The sequence below is a fragment of the Flavonifractor sp. An91 genome, assembly GCF_002159225.1.
Taxonomy (GTDB): domain Bacteria; phylum Bacillota; class Clostridia; order Oscillospirales; family Oscillospiraceae; genus Flavonifractor; species Flavonifractor avicola.
The window spans coordinates 63,197-84,365 of the sequence record NZ_NFHA01000002.1; the positions used below are offsets into that span (position 1 = coordinate 63,197).

Annotated in this window: 22 protein-coding genes and 1 tRNA gene; 11 read left to right on the forward strand and 12 right to left on the reverse strand. The window is 60.4% G+C overall.

The window, feature by feature from the left end; translation table 11 throughout:
* Positions 1 to 125: 125 nt before the first annotated feature.
* The 3 genes from B5G42_RS02025 to B5G42_RS02035 all read left to right on the forward strand — a co-directional run bounded on the left by B5G42_RS02025 (position 126) and on the right by B5G42_RS02035 (position 2,479).
* The gene (locus B5G42_RS02025; RefSeq protein WP_087266189.1) at positions 126 to 323 is read left to right on the forward strand and encodes a hypothetical protein; all 198 of its coding nucleotides are present in this window, start codon (positions 126 to 128) and stop codon (positions 321 to 323) included.
* A gap of 85 nt (positions 324 to 408) precedes the next feature.
* Positions 409 to 2,118, forward strand: a complete 1,710-nt coding sequence (locus B5G42_RS02030) for a recombinase family protein (protein ID WP_087266191.1) — start codon at positions 409 to 411, stop codon at positions 2,116 to 2,118.
* Positions 2,119 to 2,122: 4 nt separating this feature from the next.
* Positions 2,123 to 2,479 carry a recombinase family protein gene (locus tag B5G42_RS02035; RefSeq protein WP_162611027.1) on the forward strand — a complete coding sequence of 119 codons (357 nt, stop codon included), beginning with the start codon at positions 2,123 to 2,125 and terminating at the stop codon, positions 2,477 to 2,479.
* A gap of 57 nt (positions 2,480 to 2,536) precedes the next feature.
* Here B5G42_RS02035 and B5G42_RS02040 read toward each other — a convergent pair.
* A tRNA-Leu gene (locus tag B5G42_RS02040) sits at positions 2,537 to 2,624 on the reverse strand.
* Between the two features lie 168 nt (positions 2,625 to 2,792).
* Between B5G42_RS02040 and B5G42_RS02045 the strand changes: the two genes are divergently transcribed.
* From B5G42_RS02045 to B5G42_RS02065, 5 genes are read left to right on the forward strand one after another with little or no spacing between them, the layout of a single operon-like run.
* Entirely contained in the window at positions 2,793 to 3,116 is a 324-nt protein-coding gene (locus B5G42_RS02045) for a PadR family transcriptional regulator (protein ID WP_087266195.1), read from the forward strand.
* Positions 3,113 to 4,354 carry a DUF2812 domain-containing protein gene (locus B5G42_RS02050; RefSeq protein ID WP_087266198.1) on the forward strand — a complete coding sequence of 414 codons (1,242 nt, stop codon included), beginning with the start codon at positions 3,113 to 3,115 and terminating at the stop codon, positions 4,352 to 4,354. The genes B5G42_RS02045 and B5G42_RS02050 overlap by 4 nt, the downstream gene beginning before the upstream one ends.
* Positions 4,351 to 5,481, forward strand: coding sequence for a DUF2812 domain-containing protein (locus B5G42_RS02055; RefSeq protein WP_087266199.1), 1,131 nt, complete (start codon positions 4,351 to 4,353; stop codon positions 5,479 to 5,481). Before B5G42_RS02050 ends, B5G42_RS02055 begins: the two co-directional genes overlap by 4 nt.
* A 31-nt stretch (positions 5,482 to 5,512) precedes the next feature.
* Positions 5,513 to 6,118 (forward strand): FMN-dependent NADH-azoreductase, encoded by a 606-nt coding sequence (locus B5G42_RS02060; RefSeq protein WP_087266201.1) that lies wholly within the window; start codon positions 5,513 to 5,515, stop codon positions 6,116 to 6,118.
* Positions 6,119 to 7,114 carry an asparaginase gene (locus tag B5G42_RS02065; protein WP_087266203.1) on the forward strand — a complete coding sequence of 332 codons (996 nt, stop codon included), beginning with the start codon at positions 6,119 to 6,121 and terminating at the stop codon, positions 7,112 to 7,114.
* 45 nt (positions 7,115 to 7,159) lie between these two features.
* On the opposite strand, the gene B5G42_RS02070 is transcribed toward B5G42_RS02065, so the two are convergent.
* Positions 7,160 to 7,585 (reverse strand): flavodoxin, encoded by a 426-nt coding sequence (locus B5G42_RS02070; protein WP_087266205.1) that lies wholly within the window; start codon positions 7,583 to 7,585, stop codon positions 7,160 to 7,162.
* 34 nt (positions 7,586 to 7,619) lie between these two features.
* Positions 7,620 to 8,186: a DUF3793 family protein gene (locus B5G42_RS02075; RefSeq protein ID WP_242961102.1), complete on the reverse strand. Its 567-nt coding sequence runs from the start codon at positions 8,184 to 8,186 to the stop codon at positions 7,620 to 7,622.
* 190 nt (positions 8,187 to 8,376) lie between these two features.
* Here B5G42_RS02075 and B5G42_RS02080 point away from each other — a divergent pair, with 190 nt between their 5' ends.
* A complete protein-coding gene (locus B5G42_RS02080; protein WP_242961109.1) occupies positions 8,377 to 9,330 on the forward strand; it encodes a tRNA dihydrouridine synthase in 954 nt (317 codons plus the stop codon).
* Positions 9,331 to 9,335: 5 nt separating this feature from the next.
* On the forward strand, positions 9,336 to 10,409 hold the full coding sequence (gene proC / locus B5G42_RS02085) for a pyrroline-5-carboxylate reductase (protein ID WP_087266209.1): 1,074 nt from the start codon (positions 9,336 to 9,338) through the stop codon (positions 10,407 to 10,409).
* A gap of 57 nt (positions 10,410 to 10,466) precedes the next feature.
* Here the strand turns inward: proC and B5G42_RS02090 are convergent, their stop codons facing one another.
* From B5G42_RS02090 to B5G42_RS02130, 9 genes are all read right to left on the reverse strand, one after another.
* Positions 10,467 to 13,013, reverse strand: coding sequence for an ATP-dependent Clp protease ATP-binding subunit (locus B5G42_RS02090; protein ID WP_087266211.1), 2,547 nt, complete (start codon positions 13,011 to 13,013; stop codon positions 10,467 to 10,469).
* A gap of 88 nt (positions 13,014 to 13,101) precedes the next feature.
* Positions 13,102 to 13,641 (reverse strand): CDP-alcohol phosphatidyltransferase family protein, encoded by a 540-nt coding sequence (locus B5G42_RS02095; protein WP_087266213.1) that lies wholly within the window; start codon positions 13,639 to 13,641, stop codon positions 13,102 to 13,104.
* Positions 13,642 to 13,685: 44 nt separating this feature from the next.
* Positions 13,686 to 14,393, reverse strand: coding sequence for a CvpA family protein (locus B5G42_RS02100; protein ID WP_087266215.1), 708 nt, complete (start codon positions 14,391 to 14,393; stop codon positions 13,686 to 13,688).
* Positions 14,394 to 14,408: 15 nt separating this feature from the next.
* Positions 14,409 to 15,638, reverse strand: a complete 1,230-nt coding sequence (locus B5G42_RS02105) for a DUF5711 family protein (RefSeq protein WP_087187127.1) — start codon at positions 15,636 to 15,638, stop codon at positions 14,409 to 14,411.
* Positions 15,638 to 16,387: a tRNA pseudouridine(38-40) synthase TruA gene (gene truA, locus B5G42_RS02110; RefSeq protein ID WP_087266217.1), complete on the reverse strand. Its 750-nt coding sequence runs from the start codon at positions 16,385 to 16,387 to the stop codon at positions 15,638 to 15,640. Before truA ends, B5G42_RS02105 begins: the two co-directional genes overlap by 1 nt.
* Before the next feature lie 44 nt (positions 16,388 to 16,431).
* Positions 16,432 to 17,244, reverse strand: coding sequence for an energy-coupling factor transporter transmembrane component T family protein (locus B5G42_RS02115; protein ID WP_087187129.1), 813 nt, complete (start codon positions 17,242 to 17,244; stop codon positions 16,432 to 16,434).
* Positions 17,245 to 18,225, reverse strand: coding sequence for an energy-coupling factor transporter ATPase (locus B5G42_RS02120; RefSeq protein ID WP_242958776.1), 981 nt, complete (start codon positions 18,223 to 18,225; stop codon positions 17,245 to 17,247). It lies immediately after the preceding gene.
* A 36-nt stretch (positions 18,226 to 18,261) separates the two neighbouring features.
* Positions 18,262 to 19,122 carry an energy-coupling factor transporter ATPase gene (locus tag B5G42_RS02125; protein WP_087266219.1) on the reverse strand — a complete coding sequence of 287 codons (861 nt, stop codon included), beginning with the start codon at positions 19,120 to 19,122 and terminating at the stop codon, positions 18,262 to 18,264.
* A 12-nt stretch (positions 19,123 to 19,134) separates the two neighbouring features.
* Positions 19,135 to 19,998: a class I SAM-dependent methyltransferase gene (locus tag B5G42_RS02130; RefSeq protein ID WP_087266221.1), complete on the reverse strand. Its 864-nt coding sequence runs from the start codon at positions 19,996 to 19,998 to the stop codon at positions 19,135 to 19,137.
* Positions 19,999 to 20,398: 400 nt separating this feature from the next.
* On the opposite strand from B5G42_RS02130, the gene B5G42_RS02135 reads away from it, so the two are divergent.
* Positions 20,399 to 21,094: a hypothetical protein gene (locus B5G42_RS02135; RefSeq protein WP_087187133.1), complete on the forward strand. Its 696-nt coding sequence runs from the start codon at positions 20,399 to 20,401 to the stop codon at positions 21,092 to 21,094.
* The last annotated feature ends 75 nt before the right edge of the window (positions 21,095 to 21,169 follow it).

Below are 21,169 nucleotides of genomic sequence, written 5' to 3' on the forward strand. Positions count from 1 at the left end.
GTGGCAAATACGGCGGAATACGTTCAATGAAAATTATGCGCAGCTGCGCCGGAGAATTGTCGCTTTATGCTAATGCGGACACGTCCCTTTCCGGCGCAGCTGCTTATCTGTTTGGGAGGTAGATTATGGCATATCCCCTCAAATCCATGCAGGGGCAGGACAAACAGCCGCCTGCCCCCAAAAACAAAGAACTTGCCTCGTCCGCCACCTACCACATCCAGGGCCGGACGTTTCTTGTAGAGCCTATCTTTCAAGAGGAGGGGGCGGAAACGCTCACTTCTCTATTGCTCAACCTGCTGCGGGCTGAGGCTTGCGCCGAATAGCCCGCCGCATCCGTGACAACGGCAGTCTGCTGTGGTATAACCATGTTGTAAATACTGCTTGTTTGACTGCCGGAAAGGAGGCTCCATGAAACAGTCAAAAAGCAGAATCGCCCGAGAGAACACGGCGATTTTATACGAACGTCTCTCCCGTGACGATAATCTTGAAGGTGACAGTTACAGTATCCAGAACCAAAAGAAGCTGTTGACGAAAATCGCCAAGGAGAAAGGTTATACCCACCTGATCCATTTCTACGACGACGGCATCTCCGGAGTTACGATGGAACGTCCCGGCTTCCAGGCGATGCTGGCAGAAATCGAACAGGGCAAGGCATCCGCCGTGTTTGTGAAGGATCTCTCCCGCCTGGGCCGAAACTACATTGAGGTCGGCAAGCTGATGGAGGAGTTTTTCCCGGAGCACGACATCCGCTTTGTTTCCGTCTCTGACAACATCGACACGGATGAGGGCGAAAACGAGCTTGCTCCGATAAAGAATTTATTTAACGAATGGTACAGCCGTGACATCAGCAAGAAGCGCCGTATCAGCAACAAGATCAAGGGTAACGCCGGGGAACCGATGGGGCAGCCCCCCTATGGGTATCGGAAAGACCCGCACAACCCCAAGCGTTGGATCATTGACGAGGATGCCGCTGTTGTGGTTCGCCGCATCTACCGCATGAGCCTGGACGGCTACGGTGTGGAGCAGATTGCGGATGCGCTCTCTAAGGACGGCATCCTGACGCCGCGTTTTTACTGGCAGCAAAAGGGTATCCACCGGCCCGGCAAAGCGCCCAAGTACGGCCCGTGCCACTGGAACGGTTCCACTATCACCCGCATCCTGACGCTTCAAGAATACTGCGGGGACGTGCTCAACTTCAAGACCTACTCCAAGTCTTACAAGAACAAGCGGCGGCTGGAGAATGACCGTGAGAATTGGGCCATCTTCCTGGATGTCCATGAGCCAATTATCCAGAGGGCCGCATGGGAGAAGGTCCAGGAAAAGCGCGGGAAAATCCGCAAGCGCCGGACCCATGAGGGCGAAAAAAATATGTTTTCCGGCCTGCTGGTCTGCGCCGACTGCGGAAACAATCTGCATTTCCACTTCAACCAGGGGAATCCAGAAATCACCTACTTCAACTGCTCCAACTACAAGGGCAACCGTGGAACCTGTACTTCGACCCACTATATCCGGGCCGATTTCTTGGAACAGGTCGTTCTGGCGGAAATCCGGCGCTTGACAAAGTTCGTCAGCCAGTATGAAAAGGAGTTCGCCAAACTGATGATGGGCTTTTCTCAGAAAGCCGCTGCGGATGAAGTGCGCACCATGCACCGGGAATTGGACGCCGCCATCTACCGCGACAAAGAATTGGACAGCCTGTTTGAACGGCTCTATGAGGACAATGTGGCGGGCAAGATCACCGACGAGCGGTTTGCCCGGATGTCGTCCAAGTATGAGGCGGAGCAAAAGGAGCTGCGGGATAAAATAAAAGCCTTGCAGGACGCTGTGGAGCGCACCAAAAGCAAGGCTGTCACGGCGGATATGTTTATCTCTGCCGTCCGCAAATATACGCGGGCCAGAAAGCTGACCCCGAGGATGCTCAATGAGCTGATTGAAAAAATCGAAGTTCATCAGGCGGAAAAGGTGGACGGCGTATGGCAACAGAAGCTCACCATTCACTATCACTGTGTCGGCGTCGTCTCCATCCCACAGGCCCTACCGCTCCCCATGCCGGACATCACCATGAACACGCGCAAGGGCGTATATGTCAGCTACGTCCCTGCCGAGAAAGCGGGGTGAGCGCATGGCAGCACCAAAGCGTGTCTGGCTTTACGGACGGATTGACCGGGGCGGCACAAACCAAGTGCTGGACTGCCAGATGGAGTATCTGCGTTGCTGGGCCAAAGAGCAGGGATGGGTGATTGCCGGCGAGACACGGGAGATCCGAAGCGGTATTTCCCCGGACCGGCCCGGACTGAGGGATGTCACACAGGCCGCCGCAGAGGGATGGATGGACGCCGTTGTCATAAAGAGCATGACCCGGTTGTGCCGCAATTACTTGGACACCTATGCGTACATCAATCGCCTGCAAGAACTCGGTGTCAGCTTGGTGTCTATAAAAGATCAAGCCATACTGACCGCTTTCACCATTTGCTTGTAGCAATAAAAAAGCGAATGGTGATACAGCATCTTTCAAATACTGTATCACCATTCGCATTGGTGCGCGAGGCGGGACTTGAACCCGCACGTGCGTAATGCACACTAGAACCTGAATCTAGCGAGTCTGCCAATTCCACCACTCGCGCATTTGGCGTTGCGCTGTCGTTCAGCGCGAGATATATACTACCACGTCGAATCCAGGTTGTCAACACTCTTTTTCACTTTTTTCAAATTTCTTTTTATATCGATATTCGCTATTGACTTTGTATCGAATATCGCTATACAATGAAGCTGACAAAGGGGGGTGGTTACCATTGGCACGCAAGAAGCTGGAGACGCTGACAGAGCAGATGTTCTATGTGCTGCTGGTCCTGCGGCAGGAGCGCCACGGCTACGGCATCATGCAGGCCATCACCGCCCTCACCAATGGCCGGGTGAACGTGGGAGCCGGCACCCTGTACGCCCTGCTGGAGCGATTTGAAAAGGATGGTTTGATCCTGCTCACCCGGACGGAACTCAACCGGAAATACTATCAGCTTACCCCTCAGGGAGACAAGGTGCTTCAGGACGAGTACCAGCGCATCCGCCAGCAGGCGGCGGATATGGAACAGGTATTGCGTGAGGAGGAAACGACATGAAGCGGAAATGGACGCTCTTTGCCTATCCTGTCATAGACATCAAGGCGGCGGAGGCTATGCTCAACCGCCGGGCCGGGGAGGGCTGGCGGCTGGAAAAGCTGTGGCTCAACTTGCTGGCCCGATTTGTTCCGGCGGAGAAGCCGGTGACCTACAGTCTGGACTGGTACGACCCCGCTCGGGAGGATGGGCCGGACTACCTCCGCCTGCTGGCCGACGCCGGGTGGTATCAGGCGGCCCAGACCGGCTACTGGAACATCTATGAGGCCCCGGCGGGCACACCTCCCATCCAGACAGACGGTGAACTGGAGTACCGGCGGTTCCGGAAAAAATCCCTTCACCGTATGATGTTCGGCTGGGCGGTCTGCCTGATCTGTTTTCTGCTGCTGCCCCTGTTGGGCGTGGCCACCAACTGGACAGGTACAGGGACGGCCCTGCTCTTCTGGGTATGGATTCTTACCAGGTACAACACTGCGGCGCTGGTCTTTCTGTGTCTGCCCCTCCTGTTGGCCGGAGGACTGCTGTGGTCCGGACGGCTGCTGCTGCGGCTGATCCAGTGGCGGCAGGCGGCAAGCGCAGGCCTCCCCTTCCCCACGCCGGGACCTAAAAGCGCCATGGCGGCCCGCCTGCTGGTGGTGCTGGGCTGCCTGCTGATCCCCCTTTTCCTCCTGGCCCTGCTGCTGGATGCGAATGCCGGAGTATACTCCCGTGCATGGATGGTTGGCATTGTCATCGGCGCTCTGCTCTATGGCTTGCTCAAACAGGACCCCGCCTATCGCCGGGCCCGGCGGGGAAACTGGATCATGGCCGGGGGTGCGGCGGTTCTGCTGGCAGTCAGTCTGCTACCCCTGTCTCCCCTGACCGCCCGGCTCCAGGTGGCTCCTCCCCTGGCAGGACAACAGCTCCTCCCAACCGCGGAGGCTACCCTCCGGGAGGACAGTACTACCTTCCTGGCTTCCCATACGGAATGGACCGAGTGGTGGTCGCCGGATGGGACAGATTACACGCTTGCGCTGGAGGGCCAGGGCTGGGTGCTGCCCTGGAACTGGCTGGCCAACGATGTGCAGAACGCATTGACAAAACAGAATATGGCCCCCCTCCCCGGCTATGACGGCGTATGGACTGACGGGGACAGCTACGTGCTCCGCCGGGGTAATACGATCCTGTGGGTGGAGAGCGGACCACCCGCCAGCCAGTGGCTGGATCAGGTACTCATTCATTTGGAGGCTTCCACGGCATGAAACAGGAGAAACAAACTTGTATCCGCTGGTTCCGCTACACTGTCGAGGACGCCAAAGCCGCTCAGGCGGAGCTGGACCAGCTGGCAGACAACGGCTGGGAGCTGGCGGAGCTGGGCATTTTCACCGCCGCCTTCCACCGCTCAGAGCAGCCCCGCCGCTGCTGGGTGGAGCCCGCCCGGTGGAAGAGCAGCAGCCGGAAGGACGAACAGTCCCGGGCGGATTATCTGGCCCTGTGTAATGAGGCAGGCTGGGATCTGTTGGATGAGGCAGGCGGTCTGTTCTATTTCCAGGCCAAACCCGGTACCCATCCCGCCCCCATTCAGACCGACGGCAGCATGGAATGGGAAGAGGTTTTAAAAAAGAGCCTTCGGAATCAGGCCAATACCTTTTTTTACTTGGTGATCTATTGGTCGGTCTATGGGGCAATCAACCTGTTCCGGGATCAGCCCCGGGTGTGGGAGATGTTTTTCTCCAACGGGGCTATGTTAGCTCAGCTGCTTCTGTTGGCATGGGCCGCCCTGGTACTGTATCTGGGGCTGCGTGTGGTCCGCTACCGGAGGAAATGCCGCCGGGCAGTGGAACATAACGCTCCCATACCGATTCCCAGCCGGAGCACTGCCCGATTCCGGGGCGCTGCACCCCTGTGCTATGCTCTCATAGCCTTGGGCATCGGGATCAGCCTTTTCATAAGTATCTCCGACAGCCATACAACCTTTGAAGGAGGCAGCACCCTGACCACTGGAGACTCCGTGTTCGGACAGACAGCAGAGTATCGCCGGTTCTCAGAGAAAGATGGGGATCTGTGGGTGGAATCCTATGACTGCCGCACAAGCTGGTTGGCCGGTATCATCTGTGACGATCTGCGGGCCATCGAGGGCGACCAGGGCCGCCTGGACCGCTATTTCCACCTGCACGACCCTGCAGCGCTGACCCAGGCGGAACTGGGCTACGACCAGGCCTGGACCTACCACTGGGACGAAGGCAACGGCCTGATCTTCCGGCAGGGGGACCGGGTGGTCCACATCGAGGCGGAAAAACTGAACCTTACGGATAACAATACAGTATCCTCCTTGCTGGGGGAATTGGACCGGTCCGCTTGCGCCCTTCTGGAATCTGTGATAGCATAGACAGGAAAACAGACGCAGGAGCGTGAACACCATGGAACAACTTCTTTTTATCAACGCCTGTGTGCGGGGTGAGCGGTCCCGCACCCTGAAGCTGGCCCGCCGGTTCCTGGAAAGCTGGCAGAAGGCCCACCCCGATGGAGCCGTCACCGAGGTGGACCTGTGCAAGGACCGTCCGGTACCCCAGTATCCCGAGGTACTGGCGGAGCGGGATGAACTTTGGAACGCGGGCAAGCTGGACGATCCTATGTTTGACCTGGCCCACCAGTTTGCCGCCGCCGACCGGATTGTAGTCGCTGCCCCCTTCTGGGACCTGTCCTTCCCCGCCATCCTGAAGATCTATCTGGAGCGGATCTCGGTGACGAACATCACCTTCGGCTACGATGAGCAGGGCAACAACGTGGGCCTGTGCAAGGCGGACAAGCTGCTGCTCATCACCACCCGGGGCGGCAACTTCTCTCTGCCTGAAACGGCATGGATGGAGATGGGCGCCCGGCAGCTGGAGGCTCTGTGCGCCATGTACGGCATTGACTCCTTCCAGTGTCTGGCCGCCGAGGGACTGGACGACATCCGCAACGACAAAGAGGCCATTCTGGCCGAGGCCATGGGTCGGGCGGACGCCATGGCGGAGGTGTTTTAAGTGAAGAGCCGCATTCTCCTGCTTACCACCGGCGGCACCATCGCCTCCCTGCCCACCGACGACGGCCTGGCCCCCGGTCTAGACGGGGAGGGTCTGGCAGAACTTCTCCCACGGGGCGTTACCGACTCCTACGACATCACCATCCGGGACATCCTCCATCTGGACTCCTCCAACATCCAACCCGAGGAGTGGCAGACCATCGCCCGCCACGTCTTTGAGCAGCGGGGCGCCTATGACGGTATCGTCATCACCCACGGCACCGACACTATGGCCTACACCGCCTCCATCCTGTCCTTCATGCTCCGGGGCATCTCCATCCCGGTGGTACTCACCGGGGCTCAGCTGCCCATGACCCACCCTCTCAGCGACGGCATGGAGAACCTGCGGACCGCTCTGGCTATGGCAGCCTCCGGTGTGGCTGGTGTATTCCTGGCCTTCGACCGGAAGGTGATTTTGGGCTGCCGGGCGGTCAAGACCCGTACCACCGACTTTGATGCCTTCGAGAGCGTCAACTGGCCCCTGGCCGCCTCGGTGGACGGCAAAGGCCTTCAGATCCACCGGGAGGCCATCCCCACCACCGCCGGGGCCTGTACTTTGCGGGACAGGCTGTGCGACAAGGTGTTTCTCATCAAGCTCACCCCCGGTCTGGACCCGGAGATCTTCGATATGCTCCTGCAGATGCACTACCGGGGCATCGTCATCGAGGCCTTCGGCGCCGGCGGGCTCCACTTCGTCCGCCGGGACCTGATCTCCAAGCTCCAGACAGCGGCCCAGGCAGGCATGACGGTGGTGGTATGCAGCCAGTGCCTGTATGAGCCCAGCGACTTCTCGGTGTACGAGGTAGGCCAGAAGGTGCTGGCTCAGGGGGTCATCCAGGGCCGGGACATGACCACCGAGGCGGCGGTCACCAAGCTCATGTGGGTATTGGGCCAGACTGACGACCCGGAGATCATCCGGGACTACATGGAGCGCTCCCTGGCGGGAGAAATGGCATAACACAGCAAACGGGCGTACCGCACAAGGCGGCACGCCCGTTTTTTCTTAACTAACCAGAGCCTTGCCCAGATCCCGGCAGGCGTCGGCGGCGTCGGCATTGGGGGCCTCGTGGGCAATCACCGGCTCGTCGGCCAGCTTGCACCCCAGGTCCTCGCACTCCTCCGCCCAGGTACGCATCCATTCGCCGTCTCCCCAGCCGTAGGAGCCAAAGAGGCCGATGGTCTTGCCCCCCAGGCTGCCCTTAACGGCGTCAAACATGGGCTGGAACTCCCCTTCCTCCAGCTGTTCGGCCCCCATAGAGGGACAGCCGAAGGCGATGGCATCGTAGCCGCTCACCAGATCGGGAGTAAAGAGGGCGGGAGGCAGCAGGTCGGCCTGACCGCCGGCAGCCACGATGCCCTCCTCCACCAGCTTGGCCATGGCCTCGGTGTTGCCGGTGCCGCTCCAATAAACTACTGCGATCTTGCTCATGTCAATCATCCTTTCATCTATGATGGATCTGTATTCAGGCCGCCACGGTCAGCTGTCTCAGGGTCGCCCCTGCCGCAAACCGGCGGCGGTAAACATTGGTACACTCCTTGAACCGGCGGAACTGCCGCTGGGCCTCTCTGGGATCGCCGTAGCACTTCCAGCAGCCGCAGAGGGTGAAGTTCTTCCCCTTGTGGCGGATAAAGCCCTTCACATCGGAGAGCGGATAGCCCAGGAACACCCCGATCTCATGGGGGAACTCCCCCTCCAGGCACAAACGGGCGGCCAGCTGACGCAGACAACCCCGGCTCTCCGTCCAGGGCTCATACCCCATCTCCCGGAGAAAGGCCCGGTGATCCGGCTGATCCAGCAGCCCCGCCAGGGCCTCCTTCCGGTAGAGGTAGACCAGATAGGCCCCCGTCCTCCGGCAGCCCTTCAACAGGGTGAGTACCAGTCCCCGCCCCTCCAGCGCCCTCCGGCAGGCAAGAAATTCCCCGGCAAAGTCTCCCCCCTCCTGGGGCTGGAATCGAAACAGACTGGCGGGCTTCAGCCCCGCCAGGGTGGGAGCGCCATGCTCAACAAGTGCGGCTTGCAGGGACATCATTGGTACTCCTTTCGAGGTTAGTTTTAGCTAACTACTTTGCTTTATTTTTGGTTAGCCATTGCTAACCACGTCATAAAAATACCATACTTCCTCTTCCCTGTCAACCCCTTTTTGCGTTTCCCGCCGCTTGACGGCGGCGGCCCGTCCTGCTACAATTTTCTTTAGCATGACAAAAGGAGCGAGTTGTTTGATGGTATCCCTCGCCCCCATGGAGGGGCTGACCACAGTTTACTACCGGCAGGCCCTGGCCCGCTGGTTCGGCGGGGTGGACCGGTACTTCACTCCCTTTCTGACTCCCACTCAGGACCACCGCTTTACCAAACGGGAATTACGGGAGATCCTGCAGGAGCACAACGGCGGCCTTCCCACGGTGCCCCAGCTGCTCACCCGAAACGCAGAGGACTTTCTTTGGGCGGCGGGAGAACTGGCCGCCATGGGCTACCAGGAGGTCAACCTGAACTTGGGCTGTCCCTCAGGCACGGTGGTGGCCAAGGGCAAGGGCTCCGGCTTTCTGGGCCATCCGGCGGAACTGGATGCCTTTCTGGAGGAGATTTTTTCAAAGGCCCCCTGTGCCCTCTCCATCAAGACCCGGATCGGCCTGAAGGATCCGGAGGAATTTGCCGCTCTGCTGGCCATCTACCGAAAATATCCTCTGGCGGAGCTGATCGTCCACCCTCGGGTACGGACGGATATGTATAAAAATACCCCTAGATGGGATTGCTTCGGGGCGGCGCTGGAGAACTCCCCCTTCCCGGTTTGCTACAATGGAGACATCTACACCCCTGATGACGCCGCCAGGCTCCAGGCCGCTTTTCCAGCGGCAGAACGGCTCATGCTGGGCCGGGGGCTAGCCGGAGACCCCGCCCTGGCCCGCCGCCTCAAGGGCGGTTCCGCCGCCAGCAAGATGGAACTGGCCGGGTTTGTGGACCAGGTGTATGAGAGCTATGCGGAAGCCTTTGGCAGCCGCCGCAACGCCATGCTGCGTATGAAGGAGGTCTGGTTTTACCTGATCCGCCTGTTTCTGGAGGGGGACAAGCTGTCCAAGGCCATCAAGAAGGCCCGGGACCCGCTGGACTACGAGTCTGCGGTACGCTCCGTCTTTTCGGACCTGGAACTCTCCCCCGTGCTCCGGCCCGACTGGTGAGGGCCATGGAATACTGGGTCTACATCCTCCGGTGTGCCGACGGCAGCCTGTACACCGGCACCGCCGCCGACGTAAACAAGCGGGTGGCGGTCCACAACTCCGGCAGAGGGGCCAAATACACCCGCTCCCGCCTGCCGGTGGAGGTGGTCTACCGGGAGGCCTGTCCTGACAAGGGGGCGGCCCTCCGGCGGGAATACGCCATCAAGCAGCTGCGCCGGCGGGACAAGCTGGCGCTCATCGCAGATTATCAAAGAAAGCTGGGATCTTTTATGAAAAAAGCGGCATTTATCGGCGCAGGCAACATGGGCGGCGCCCTCATTCAGTCGGCCTGTGAGGCTTTGGGAGCGGACCAGGTGGTCATTACCGACCACGCCTACGCCAAGGCGGAGGAACTGGCCGGAAAGCTGGGCTGTACCGCGGTTCAGGACAACGGGGACGCCCTTCGGCAGGCCGAGTACGTCTTTCTGTGCGTCAAGCCCCAGGTGATGGAGGGGGTGGTGAAGGCCCTGGTTCCCGCTCTGCGGGAGAAGCCGGACACCGTACTGGTGACCATTGCCGCCGGTATTCAGATCGCCACCCTGCGGGGCTGGCTGGGAGACTGCTCCCCCGCCATCCTGCGGATCATGCCCAACACCCCCGCCTCCATCGGTATGGGAATGCTGGCCCTCACCGGCGAGCCCGATGCCCGTGAGGAACACTATCAGGCCGTGGAGGCCATTCTGGCCAAGGCTGGCCGTGTGGAACGGCTGACGGAGGGCCAGATCGACGCCTTCTCCGCCGTGGCGGGCTGCGGCCCTGCCTTTGTCTATCCCTTCATCGAGGCTCTGGCCGACGGTGCGGTGAAGGTGGGTCTGCCCCGGCAGCAGGCCATGGTATACGCCGCCCAGATGGTGCTGGGCTCCGCCGCTATGGTGCTGGAGAGCGGCAAGCACCCCGGCCAGCTGAAGGATGAGGTGTGCTCCCCCGGCGGCTCTACCATCGCCGGTGTTGCCGCCCTGGAGGCCCGGGCCTTCCGCTCTGCCGCCATTGAGGCGGTGGAGGCTGCCTACCATAAGACGGTGGATCTGGGAAAAGTGTAATAACCCCACAAACAGAAAACCAGGGTGTGCCGTAGGGCACACCCTGGTTTTTTACGCTTATTCCGCTGTGATAACCGCCTTCTCCCCGTCCGACGTGGCGTGGATGGCGGAGATGGGATGGAGATAGCTGTCGATGAGCTTGGTAGCAATGTCGTCCTCCAGGTCCTTCTGGATCTGGCGGCGCAGGTTGCGGGCGCCGTAGGTCTGGGAGTAGGACTTGCGGACCAGGTGGTCCAGCAGAGCGTCGTCCCAGGTGAAGGTGATGCCCTTCTCCTTGAGGGTATCCCGCAGCTCGCCCAGCATGATGGCAGCGATAGACTTGAAGTTGTCCTCGGTGAGCTTGTTGAAGTAGACGATCTCGTCCACCCGGTTGATAAACTCAGGCCGCAGGAAGGACTCCAGGGCCTTCATGGCCCGCTCCCTTCCCTGCTGGTCGGCGGTACGGCCAAAGCCCACGCTGCCGGCGGAGGTGCGGGCGTCGCTGCCCGCGTTGGAGGTCATAACGATGACGGTATTCTCGAAGTTCACGTTGCGGCCCTGGGCGTCGGTAATGTGTCCGTCGTCCAGGATCTGCAGCAGAATATTAAGCACATCGGGGTGGGCTTTCTCGATCTCGTCAAAGAGAATGACGCAGTAGGGCTTGCGGCGCACCTTCTCGGTGAGCTGGCCGGCTTCGTCATAGCCCACATAGCCCGGAGGGGAGCCGATGATGCGGGAAACAGCGAATTTCTCCATAAACTCCGACATATCCAACCGGATAAGGGACTCGGGAGAATGGAACATATCCATGGCCAGCCGCTTGACCAGCTCGGTCTTGCCCACGCCGGTGGAGCCCACAAAGATGAAGGACACGGGCTTGCGCTTGGAGGCGATGCCCACCCGGCCCCTGCGGACGGCGGCGGCCACGGCGTGGACCGCCTCGTCTTGGCCGATGAGGTGCTCTTTCAGCCGGTCTTCCAGCTTGGCCAGGCGCTCGTACTCGGCCTCCTGGATCTGGCTGGCGGGGATCTTGGTCCACAGCTCAATGACCCGGGCCAGGTGCTCCACCGTCAGGGGCGGGGCGCTCTGGGCGTCCAGCTTGCTCAGCTCGTCCTGGAGCTGGATCTCCCGGCTCTTGATCGAGGCCAGCCGCTCGTAGTCCTTGCTGCTGCCCTGGTCGGCCATCAGCTTCTCCCGCTCGGCGGCCAGGTTGTCCAGTTCCTTGCGGAAATTGGCCTGACGGCGTTCGTTGGCCCCCAGGGCCTCAGTGGTGGCAGGGTTGCCCATGAGGGAGTCGTGCTCGGCGGTAAGCTTGTTCAGCTCCCGGCGGATCTCGCCCTGACGGCTCTCGTTGTTCTTGAGGGCGGTCTGGCGCTTGTAGTCCCGGTCGTTGGCCTCCACCATCAGGTTCTCCCGCTCCTGACCCAGCTGCTCCAGTTCCTTCTTCACCTCCACCTCACGGGCCAGAGCCTTGTTGTGGAGGTTCACGTCGGAGCAGGCCTCGTCGATGAGGTCGATGGCCTTGTCAGGCAGGAACCGGTCGGTGATATACCGCTCGCTCATGGTCACCGCCAGGCGGCACATCTCGGGAGAGATGGAGACAAAGTGGTACTTCTCATAATAAGGGGCGATGCCCTTGATGATCTTAATGCTGTCCTCAATGGAGGGCTCCTCCACCATCACCGGCTGGAACCGCCGCTCCAGGGCGGAGTCCTTCTCGATGTACTTGCGGTACTCGGTGAGGGTAGTGGCGCCGATGACCTGGATCTCCCCCCGGCTGAGGGCGGGCTTGAGGATGTTGGCGGCGTTCATAGACCCCTCGGCATCGCCGGCGCCCACAATGTTGTGGACCTCGTCGATGACCAGGATGATGTTGCCCAGCTTCTTGATCTCCTCAATCAGGCCCTTCATGCGGCTCTCAAACTGGCCGCGGAACTGGGTGCCTGCCACCAAGGCGGTCAGGTCCAGCAGATAGACCTCCTTGTCCAGCAGCTTATAGGGTACGTCCCGCGCCCAGATTTTCTGGGCCAGGCCCTCGGCAATGGCAGTCTTGCCCACGCCGGGCTCGCCGATGAGACAGGGGTTGTTCTTCTGCCGGCGGTTGAGGATCTGAATGGTGCGCTGGATCTCCTCGTCCCGGCCGATGATCTTGTCCAGCTTGCCCTCGGCGGCCTTCTGGGTCAGAGAGATACAGTAGTTCTCCAAAAACTTCCGCTTGGGGGGCTTGTCGCCTTTCTTGTCCTTATCAGCCCGTTCAGAGCGGTTATTCTCCCGCTCGGGAGGCTGGTTCTGGGGGTTCTGGGCCCCGCCGCCGAACAGCTTGTTCAGGAAGGGGAATGTGGCGGTCTTGCCCTCGTCCTCCTCATCCTGCTCGCCGTCGTCGCTGGGCACCAGGCCCTCCATGCCCTCGGCTCCCCCGAAGGCGGACATCATCTCGTTGGTCAGTCCCTCCAGGTCCTCATCGGTGATGCCCATCTTCTGCATCATATCTTCCACGGGCTTGATGCCCATTTCCTTGGCGCACTTGAGGCACAGCCCCTCACTCTTGGTGGTGCCGCCCTCCATCTTCTGAATGAAGATGACGGCTACATTCTTATGACATCTGGAACAAAGTGTGGGTTGCATATATGTTCAGCTCCTTTGACGGGGACGGCCGTACGGGCCCTCTCCCCGGAGAGATGATTCTAATCCGAAATTATGAACTGGGTATGAATCAGGCCGGCTTTCTTTCCCGCATGGTCTTGCAATACTGGTACACATACCCTGCCAGCGCCAGCAGCGTCAGTGCCAGAGCTCCGCCGATCATGGCGGTACGCCCCACTCTGGGGATGGCGGGGAACAGCATCAGGGCCACACACACCACAAAGAACACGCCGGTAGACAGCTTACCCAGCCAGTTGGAGGGGATCACATCCCCCAGACGGCGATACATGAGATAACCGCCGATGGCCATGCACAGCTCCTTGCAGAAGAACACGATCACTGCCCACAGGGGGATAATGCCGTCCACTGTAATACAGATAATGACCGTAAAGGTCATCCACTTGTCAGCTGCAGGGTCCAAGATACGGCCCAGCTTGCTGACCTGATTGAAGTGGCGTGCGATCCAGCCGTCGGCAATATCGGTGAGGAAGGCCACCAGATAGATGAGGGCCGCCCAGGTATGGGCGTCCGGCATGGGCTGGAAAAACACCACTGCGAACACCGGCACCAGAAACAGCCGGAACAGGGACAGAATATTGGGGACTGTCATGTCGATTCACCTGAATTTCTCTCTTTTTCTCAGATCGCTGCCGGTTACACGCCGGAAAGCAGGCTCATAGGATTGGTGGTCATGAAGAATTTCAGCAGTACCGTGTGCTCCACCGTCTCCGCCGGGATCAGATTACCCATGAACTGGATGGCCCAGGCGGCGATAAACAGGATCAGGCAGCCCTGAAGCAGGCCAAACACGCCGCCCAGAGTCTTATTGAGGAAGTGGAGCACCGGCAGGCGGGCCACCAAATCCAAAGCCCGGCTTACAAGCTTCCACAGAATGAGAATAACCACAAAACCTACCAGGAACAGGATGAGATAGGCCGCTGACTGGGCGATGGCCGCCGCCACCTTAGCTGCGGCACTGGCGGCCACCTCGGTCATACCGTTCTCTACCGCCTGGTTGACGCTGTTGATCAGAGGCTCATAGAAACCCATGTCCCGCAGGGCGTTGAGCACGTCCTGAAGAGGCAGGGTATCCGGTGTGGGGGCCTCCTCCCCTGTCTGGCCGTTCTCCTCCAGGCTGGCCTGGATCTGCTGGTCCAGCTGCTCCTCAATGGCGGCAGCAAACTTGGGCTCCAGGGCGTCTGCCACCATGGGAGACAGGGTACGGGCCAGCACGCCGGCGCCGCCAAAGGCGATGAGCACGCCCACCAGGCCGCACAGGGACAAAACCAGTCCCCGCTTGATACCCAGCAGCACAAAGGCCGCCAGGATGGCCACAACGATCAGTTCAAATACGATTGCCATAGGGTTCCTCCGTGATTACTGGGGCAAATAGACCCGCGCGGTGTCGTTGCCGATGAGCAGCACACTGCCGTCGGAGCGCTGGAGCACCTTGCGTGCGCTTTGGGTCTCTTCCAGGGAATGATAGACCGACAGATCCTGGTCATAGATGTTCAGCTGGTCGGCGGTGAGCAGGCTGATATACCGCCCGGCCGCCGAGATGGACAGCACCTGCTCGTCCAGAGCCATGGTGGCCCGGGCCTCGCCCTGGGTGTCCACCACCACTAGCTCAGCGGTACTGCCTGCCCGGTACTTGCCCAGCAGCAGAACGGCGGTACCGTCTCCTGCCAGGGAAAAGCCCTTCAGATAGCGATCGGAATAGGAATAGCTGCCCGTCAGGGCGGCGGAATCATCCAGATGATAGATCTCATCCTCACCCAGGGCCCAGATTCCGCTGTCGTCCCAGGTCATGTCCAGGATCACCTGGCCGCCCACCGTGCAGGTAGTCTGGGGAGAGGCATCGGAAGCGGCGCCGGCGGTGGGATAGAGCTCCACCTGACTGGTGAAGGTGCCGTCGGTGAGGCCCATGGTGAGCACCGCCACCGTACTGTTGTCCGGCGACAGGGCTGCATCCATGATAAAGCGGCTGGACAGGCTCACCTGCATCTGGGGCTGGAACTGACTGTCGTACACCGTAACCACGCCCTTATAACCGCTCTCCTGGGTCACCGTCACCATCCAGCCCTTCCCGTTTACATCGGCGGAGAGCACCTCTTCGTCCTCCGCCAGCTCCAGGGTAAAGGCCTCCTCCCGGTTCCGGCAGGCCAACAGAGTCTGGCCGCCGGCATCGTAGGCCAGAGCGGTGGACCCGGCAGCTACCGCAACCGGGTTTTCCATGGTGACCGTGCGGTCCACATACACCTGACCACTGGCTGAATAGAGCCGCACACCGGTAGTGGAACACACCAGCAGATCGCCGTCCAGGCTGGCAAAGGTGCTGCTGCTGTCCCCGTCAAATGGGAAAGATTCAGCCTGTCCGCTGTCTCCCCGCTCCAGATCCCGGTAGGCAAACCACCGCTTGATGGAGTCAAAATTCAATTTATCATAGTTGACGATGAGGAAGATGGCGCCCAGCACCATGACTACGGTCAGCAGAAAGGCCAGCAGCCGCAGCACTGGATTGGGCCGCTTCTCCTTCTTGCGGGAGGGATTGGCGTCCTTGTCCTCGTTCAGTCTATGCGCCTTCTTGGAAATTATGTGGCGAGGCATTACAACACATCCTCATGGTACCATAGCTTTGTCATATACAGGCCGCCGGCGGGCACCGTGGGGCCTGCGGCGGTGCGGTTCCTGCCCTCCAGGATGGCGGGCACGTCATCGGGAGAGAACTTGCCCTCGGCGGCATAGACGCAGGTGCCCACCATGGCCCGCACCATGTTGTACAGGAAACCGTCTGCACACACCTTGCATTCGATCATCAGACCGCTGCGGGTGATATTGAAGTAGTGGACCGTCCGCACGGTGGTGCGGGTCTCGGTACCTACGCTGCGGACAGCGGCGAAGTCATGGGTACCCACAAAGTGGGAGGCCGCCCGCTGCATAATCCCCTCGTCCAGATGCTTGGGATAAAACCAGGCCCGGTCTACATAGAAGGCGTTGCGGATGTGGGAGTTGTAGATCCGGTAGGTATACTCCTTCTTCAGGCAGGAGCCGATGGCATTGAACTCATCCGGCGCCTCGGTGGCCTTCACCACTACGATGTCATCGGGCAGCCGGGTATTCACCGCCAGGGGCAGCCGGTCGCAGGGGATGCGGGAGGTGGTGCGGAAGTTGGCCACATAGGTCTCGGCGTGGACCCCGGCGTCGGTACGGCCTGCGCCGGCACACTTCACCGGATGGCCCACCACCGTGGCCAGGGCCTTTTCCAGAGTTTCAGCCACGGTAACGGCGTTCTTCTGGACCTGCCAGCCGTGGTAGGCCGTGCCCACATACATCAATCTTAACGCAATATTTCTCATAAGTCCTTCAGTAAACCTTAAATTTTGGTAAAAATTGTGGTCCCTTACCAACCGTAGTGAGCCAGCACGCCGATACCCACGCACAGAGCCACCGACAGCAGCAGGGAGAGAATGTCCACACCCTTCATCTTCAGCTGGCGCAGGCGAGTGCGTCCGCTGCCGCCGTGGTAGCACCGGCACTCCATGGCTACCGCCAGCTCGTCGGCCCGGCGGAAAGCGGAAATAAACAGGGGCACCAGCAGGGGCACCAGGGCGCGGGCCTTGCGGATCAGGTTGCCGCTGTCAAAATCGGCGCCTCTGGCCTTCTGAGCGGACATGATCTTGTCGGTCTCCTCAATGAGGGTGGGGATGAACCGCAGGGCAATGGACATCATCATGGCCAGCTCATGGATGGGCACCCGGATCACCTTCAGGGGGCTGAGCAGTTTCTCCAGGCCGTCGGTGAGCATAATGGGCGAGGTGGTGTAGGTCAGCAGGAAGGTGCAGGTGATGAGCATCATAATCCGCAGGATCATGAACACAGCTGCCCGGATGCCCTCCGCGTAGATGGTAAACACCCACCAGGACACCAGCGGTTCCCCCTCACCGGGGGTAAAGAACAGGTTCAGAATGGCGGTGATGAGGATGATGATGAAGATGGGCTTCATGCCCCGAAGAATGCTCTTGAGCCCCACTTTGGAAATGGCGATGAGGGCGGCCAGCAGCACCAGTAGAATGGCGTAGGTCACCACATTGGCAGCCAGAAACAGGGCTACGATATAGGCAATGGTGCCAATCAGCTTGGTGCGGGGATCCAGCCGGTGAATGATGGTCTTGCCCGGGAAGTACTGGCCCAGGGTAATGTCTTTCAGCGCCATTTACACCACCCCCTTCTCGTCAGAAGCAGCCTGCTCCATTCCATTTCCAGCCAGACCGGCTGAAAATTCCATATCCACAGGCTCCTTCTTCCTCTCCCCGCAAAGCCGCTGCCCGGCTTTGCGGGGGGCCCCATTGAGTTTGGCCAGAATCGCGTCTCTGGCCTGCTGGATGGTGTACACCGAGGGGTCGATGTCCACCCCCATGGCACGCAGCCGGTGGAACACCCGGGTCATGGCGGGCACACCCAGTCCCATGCGCTCCAGCTCGTCCCCGTGGGCGAATACCTCCCGGGGAGCGCCGGAGAAGGGAATCTTGCCGTCGTTGACCACCACGATGCGGTCCACCGTCCGGGCCATCTCCTCCATGGAGTGGGAGACGATGATGATGGTGGCATTCTTGGCCACATGGTAGTCGTGGATGTTGCCCAGAATGGACTCCACGCCCACCGGGTCCAGGCCGGCGGTGGGCTCGTCCAAAATGAGCACCGAGGGTTCCATGGCAATGACGCCGGCAATGGCAACCCGGCGCTTCTGACCGCCGGAGAGTTCAAAGGGAGACTTCTCCAGAGTCTCCTCCTTCAGGCCCACGAACTGGGCGGCCTGCCGCACCCGGCGGTCGATCTCGTCTGGCTCCAGCCCCATGTTGCCGGGGCCGAAGGCAATATCCTTATAAACGGTCTCCTCAAAGAGCTGATACTCGGGATACTGGAACACCAGGCCCACCTGGAAGCGGGTCTGGCGGGTACGCTCCTTGCTCTCCCAGATGTCCTTGCCCTCAAAGAGCACTCTGCCCGAGGTGGGCTTCAACAGGCCGTTGAGGTGCTGGATCAGGGTAGATTTGCCCGAGCCGGTGTGGCCGATGATGCCCAGGTACTCCCCGCGGTAGGCGGTGAAGTCCACATCCACCAGGGCCCCGTGCTCAAAGGGGGTGCCGGCGGAATAGATATGACTCAGGCGCTCCGTCTGAATAATCGGTTCCAATTTGCTTCAGTCCTTTATCACAATGGTGCATTCCCCTTACGGGGTAACGCCCTGGTTCAGCAGCTGATACAACTCCTGGGCGCACTCCTCGTCGCTGAGGGCGTCCAGGGAGACGTCCACCCCTGCCTTTCGCAGCTCCCACAGAAGCTCGGTGGTCTCGGGGACGGTGAGGCCCACTTCCTTCAGCGCCTCCACCTGCTTGAATACCTCACGGGGGGCACCGTCGGCAATGACCTTGCCCTTGGACATAACCACCAGACGGTCGGCCTGAGCGGCCTCGTCCATGTGGTGGGTGATGAGTACCACCGTCACCCCGGAAGTGCGGTTGAGTTCCTTGATGGTTTTCAGTACCTCGGAACGGCCAATGGGGTCCAGCATGGCGGTGGGCTCGTCCAGCACGATGCACCGGGGCTGCATGGCGATGACGCCGGCAATGGCCACCCGCTGCTTCTGACCGCCGGAGAGCAGATGGGGGGCGTACTCCCGATACTCATACATCCCCACCGCCTTCAGGGCGTCGTCCACCCGGCGGCGGATCTCCTCCGGGGGGACTCCAAGATTCTCCGGAGCGAAGGCCACGTCCTCCTCCACCACGTTGGCAACGATCTGGTTGTCCGGGTTCTGGAACACCATGCCCACGGTACGCCGGATATCCATCAGTTTTTCCTCGTCGGCGGTATCCATACCGTCCACATAAACCTTGCCGCCGGTGGGCAGCAAAATGGCATTCATATGCTTGGCCAGGGTGGATTTCCCCGAGCCGTTGTGGCCCAGCACCGCCACGAAGGTGCCCGCCTGGATCTGGAGGTCCACCCCGTCCAGCACCACCGGGGATGGTCCCTCCTCCTCGTCATAGCGGAAGCGCAGGTCCTTTGTTTCAAGAATGGCTTGTCCCATAGCGTCTCCTTCTTAGTCGCAGATCCATCGTCCGGTAGCACCGCAGGGCAGCGCCAGGCCGGTAGCGGTCACCGGCAGGCCCAGCTCCTGGCTCTCAGTATGGCCGCCGTATTTCCGGGCCACCAGTGTCTCCAGCAGGTAGGTGAGTACCGAGGGGGCAAGGCCGGTGGTGTAAGAGTTGATGAGGAAGAACAGGGGGTTGTCCGACAGCACCCCGGTCACCAGTTCCACAAAGGGGAACAGGTTCTCCTCCAGCTTCCAGATCTCGCCGGAGGGGCCCCGTCCGTAGGAGGGCGGGTCCATAATGACGGCATCGTACTTCCGTCCCCGGCGGATCTCCCGCTCCACAAATTTGCCGCAGTCATCCACGATCCAGCGGATGGGGGCGTCGGTGAGGCCGGAAGAGGCAGCGTTCTCCCGGGCCCAGCTTACCATACCCTTGGCAGCGTCCACATGGCACACACTGGCGCCCGCCGCGGCACAGGCCACGGTGGCTCCGCCGGTGTAGGCAAATAGGTTGAGCACATTCACCGGCCGGCCGGCGGAGCGGATACGCTCCATGGCAAAGTCCCAGTTGGCAGCCTGCTCGGGGAACAGGCCAGTGTGCTTGAAGTTCATGGGCTTAATATTAAAGGTAAGCTCCTTATAGCCCAGCGTCCACCGCTCGGGCAGGGCCTTTTTCACCCAGCGCCCGCCGCCGGTGGAGGACCGCTGGTACCGGGCGTCGTACCGGTTCCAGCCGGGATGCCGCCCTTCGGGGCGCCAAATAGCCTGGGGATCCGGGCGCACCAGAGTAAACTTGCCCCAGCGCTCCAGACGCTCTCCCCCGCCGCAGTCCAGCAGCTCATAATCTTTCCATCCGTCAGAGACCCACATAGTCATCCTCCCGGTCATTGTTGTCATAATCATCCTATTATATCATTCTACCCCTGTCGAGTCAACGAAAAGAGCGGATTGTGTTATGGAGAAAACTGTGTTAAAATAATGTCTACTGAATAAACCGCATGGCGGTTTATTCCCGCGGCGGATAGCCGCGCCATTCCATAAAAACGGCTCAAAATGGCCGTTTTATGGAATTCAGCCATTGTTACAATGCGTATTTTCGCTGGTGCGTCTGAACGCGCCAGCGAAAGGTGCAAGGTTTTGGGCGCAAACTACCCAAAACCTTGCACATGAACAAAGCTGATTTGCCTTGAAGGCCGGGGCCTTCAAGGCGTTAGGCTTTGTTCCATACGCATTATAATAGGCATGAATTTGTGGAAATGAGGTGTCCCCTATGAGCGCCACAGAGCTTCAGTTTCGTACCGCCACCTTCGGCGGTTTCCAGAAGCAGGATGTGCTGAGTTATATTGAATCCTCCAACCAGACCCACTTGGAAAAGCTGGCCCAGCTTCAGCGGGAGCGGGATGAGCTGGCGGCCGAAAAGGAGGAGCTGGCGGCGCAGGCCGGGCAGGCCAAAGAGCAGGCTGAGACGCTGGCCAAAGAAAAGGAGGCCCTGACTGCCCAGCTGGATGAGGCACGCAAAGAAGCGGACGCGCTGCGGGCCCAGCTGACTCAGGTCCGTGGAGAGGCCGAGCAGACCGCCGCCCAGCTGACTGACGCCAATGCCCGCCTGGCTCAGGCCGAGCGCGACGCCGCCGCCTACCAGCAGGTAAAGGACCGCACCGCCGGCATCGAGCTTGAGGCCCACTGCCGGGCTCAGGAGGTGCAACAGGAGGCGGAGGAAAAGGTCCGTCGGGCCCACACCGAGGTCACTCAGTGGCTCCATAAGGTGCAGGCAGGCTATGACCTGCTGCGCTCGGATATGGACGGGGCCATCTCCCGCACCGGTCAGGAGCTGGACAAGCTGCACCAGATGCTGGAGCAGCTGTCCTCCAACTTCAGCAGTCAGGACGAGCACCTGCGCAAGCTGGCTCAGGACTGCGCGGATCAATTTGCGCCCCCCGCGCCCCTGCCCCTGGACGAGAAATAAAAACCCCGCCGCGCGGGCATGGGGGCTGTTGCAGTCTGCTGCAACAGCCCCTTCTGTTGTCCGGCGGCGTCAGTC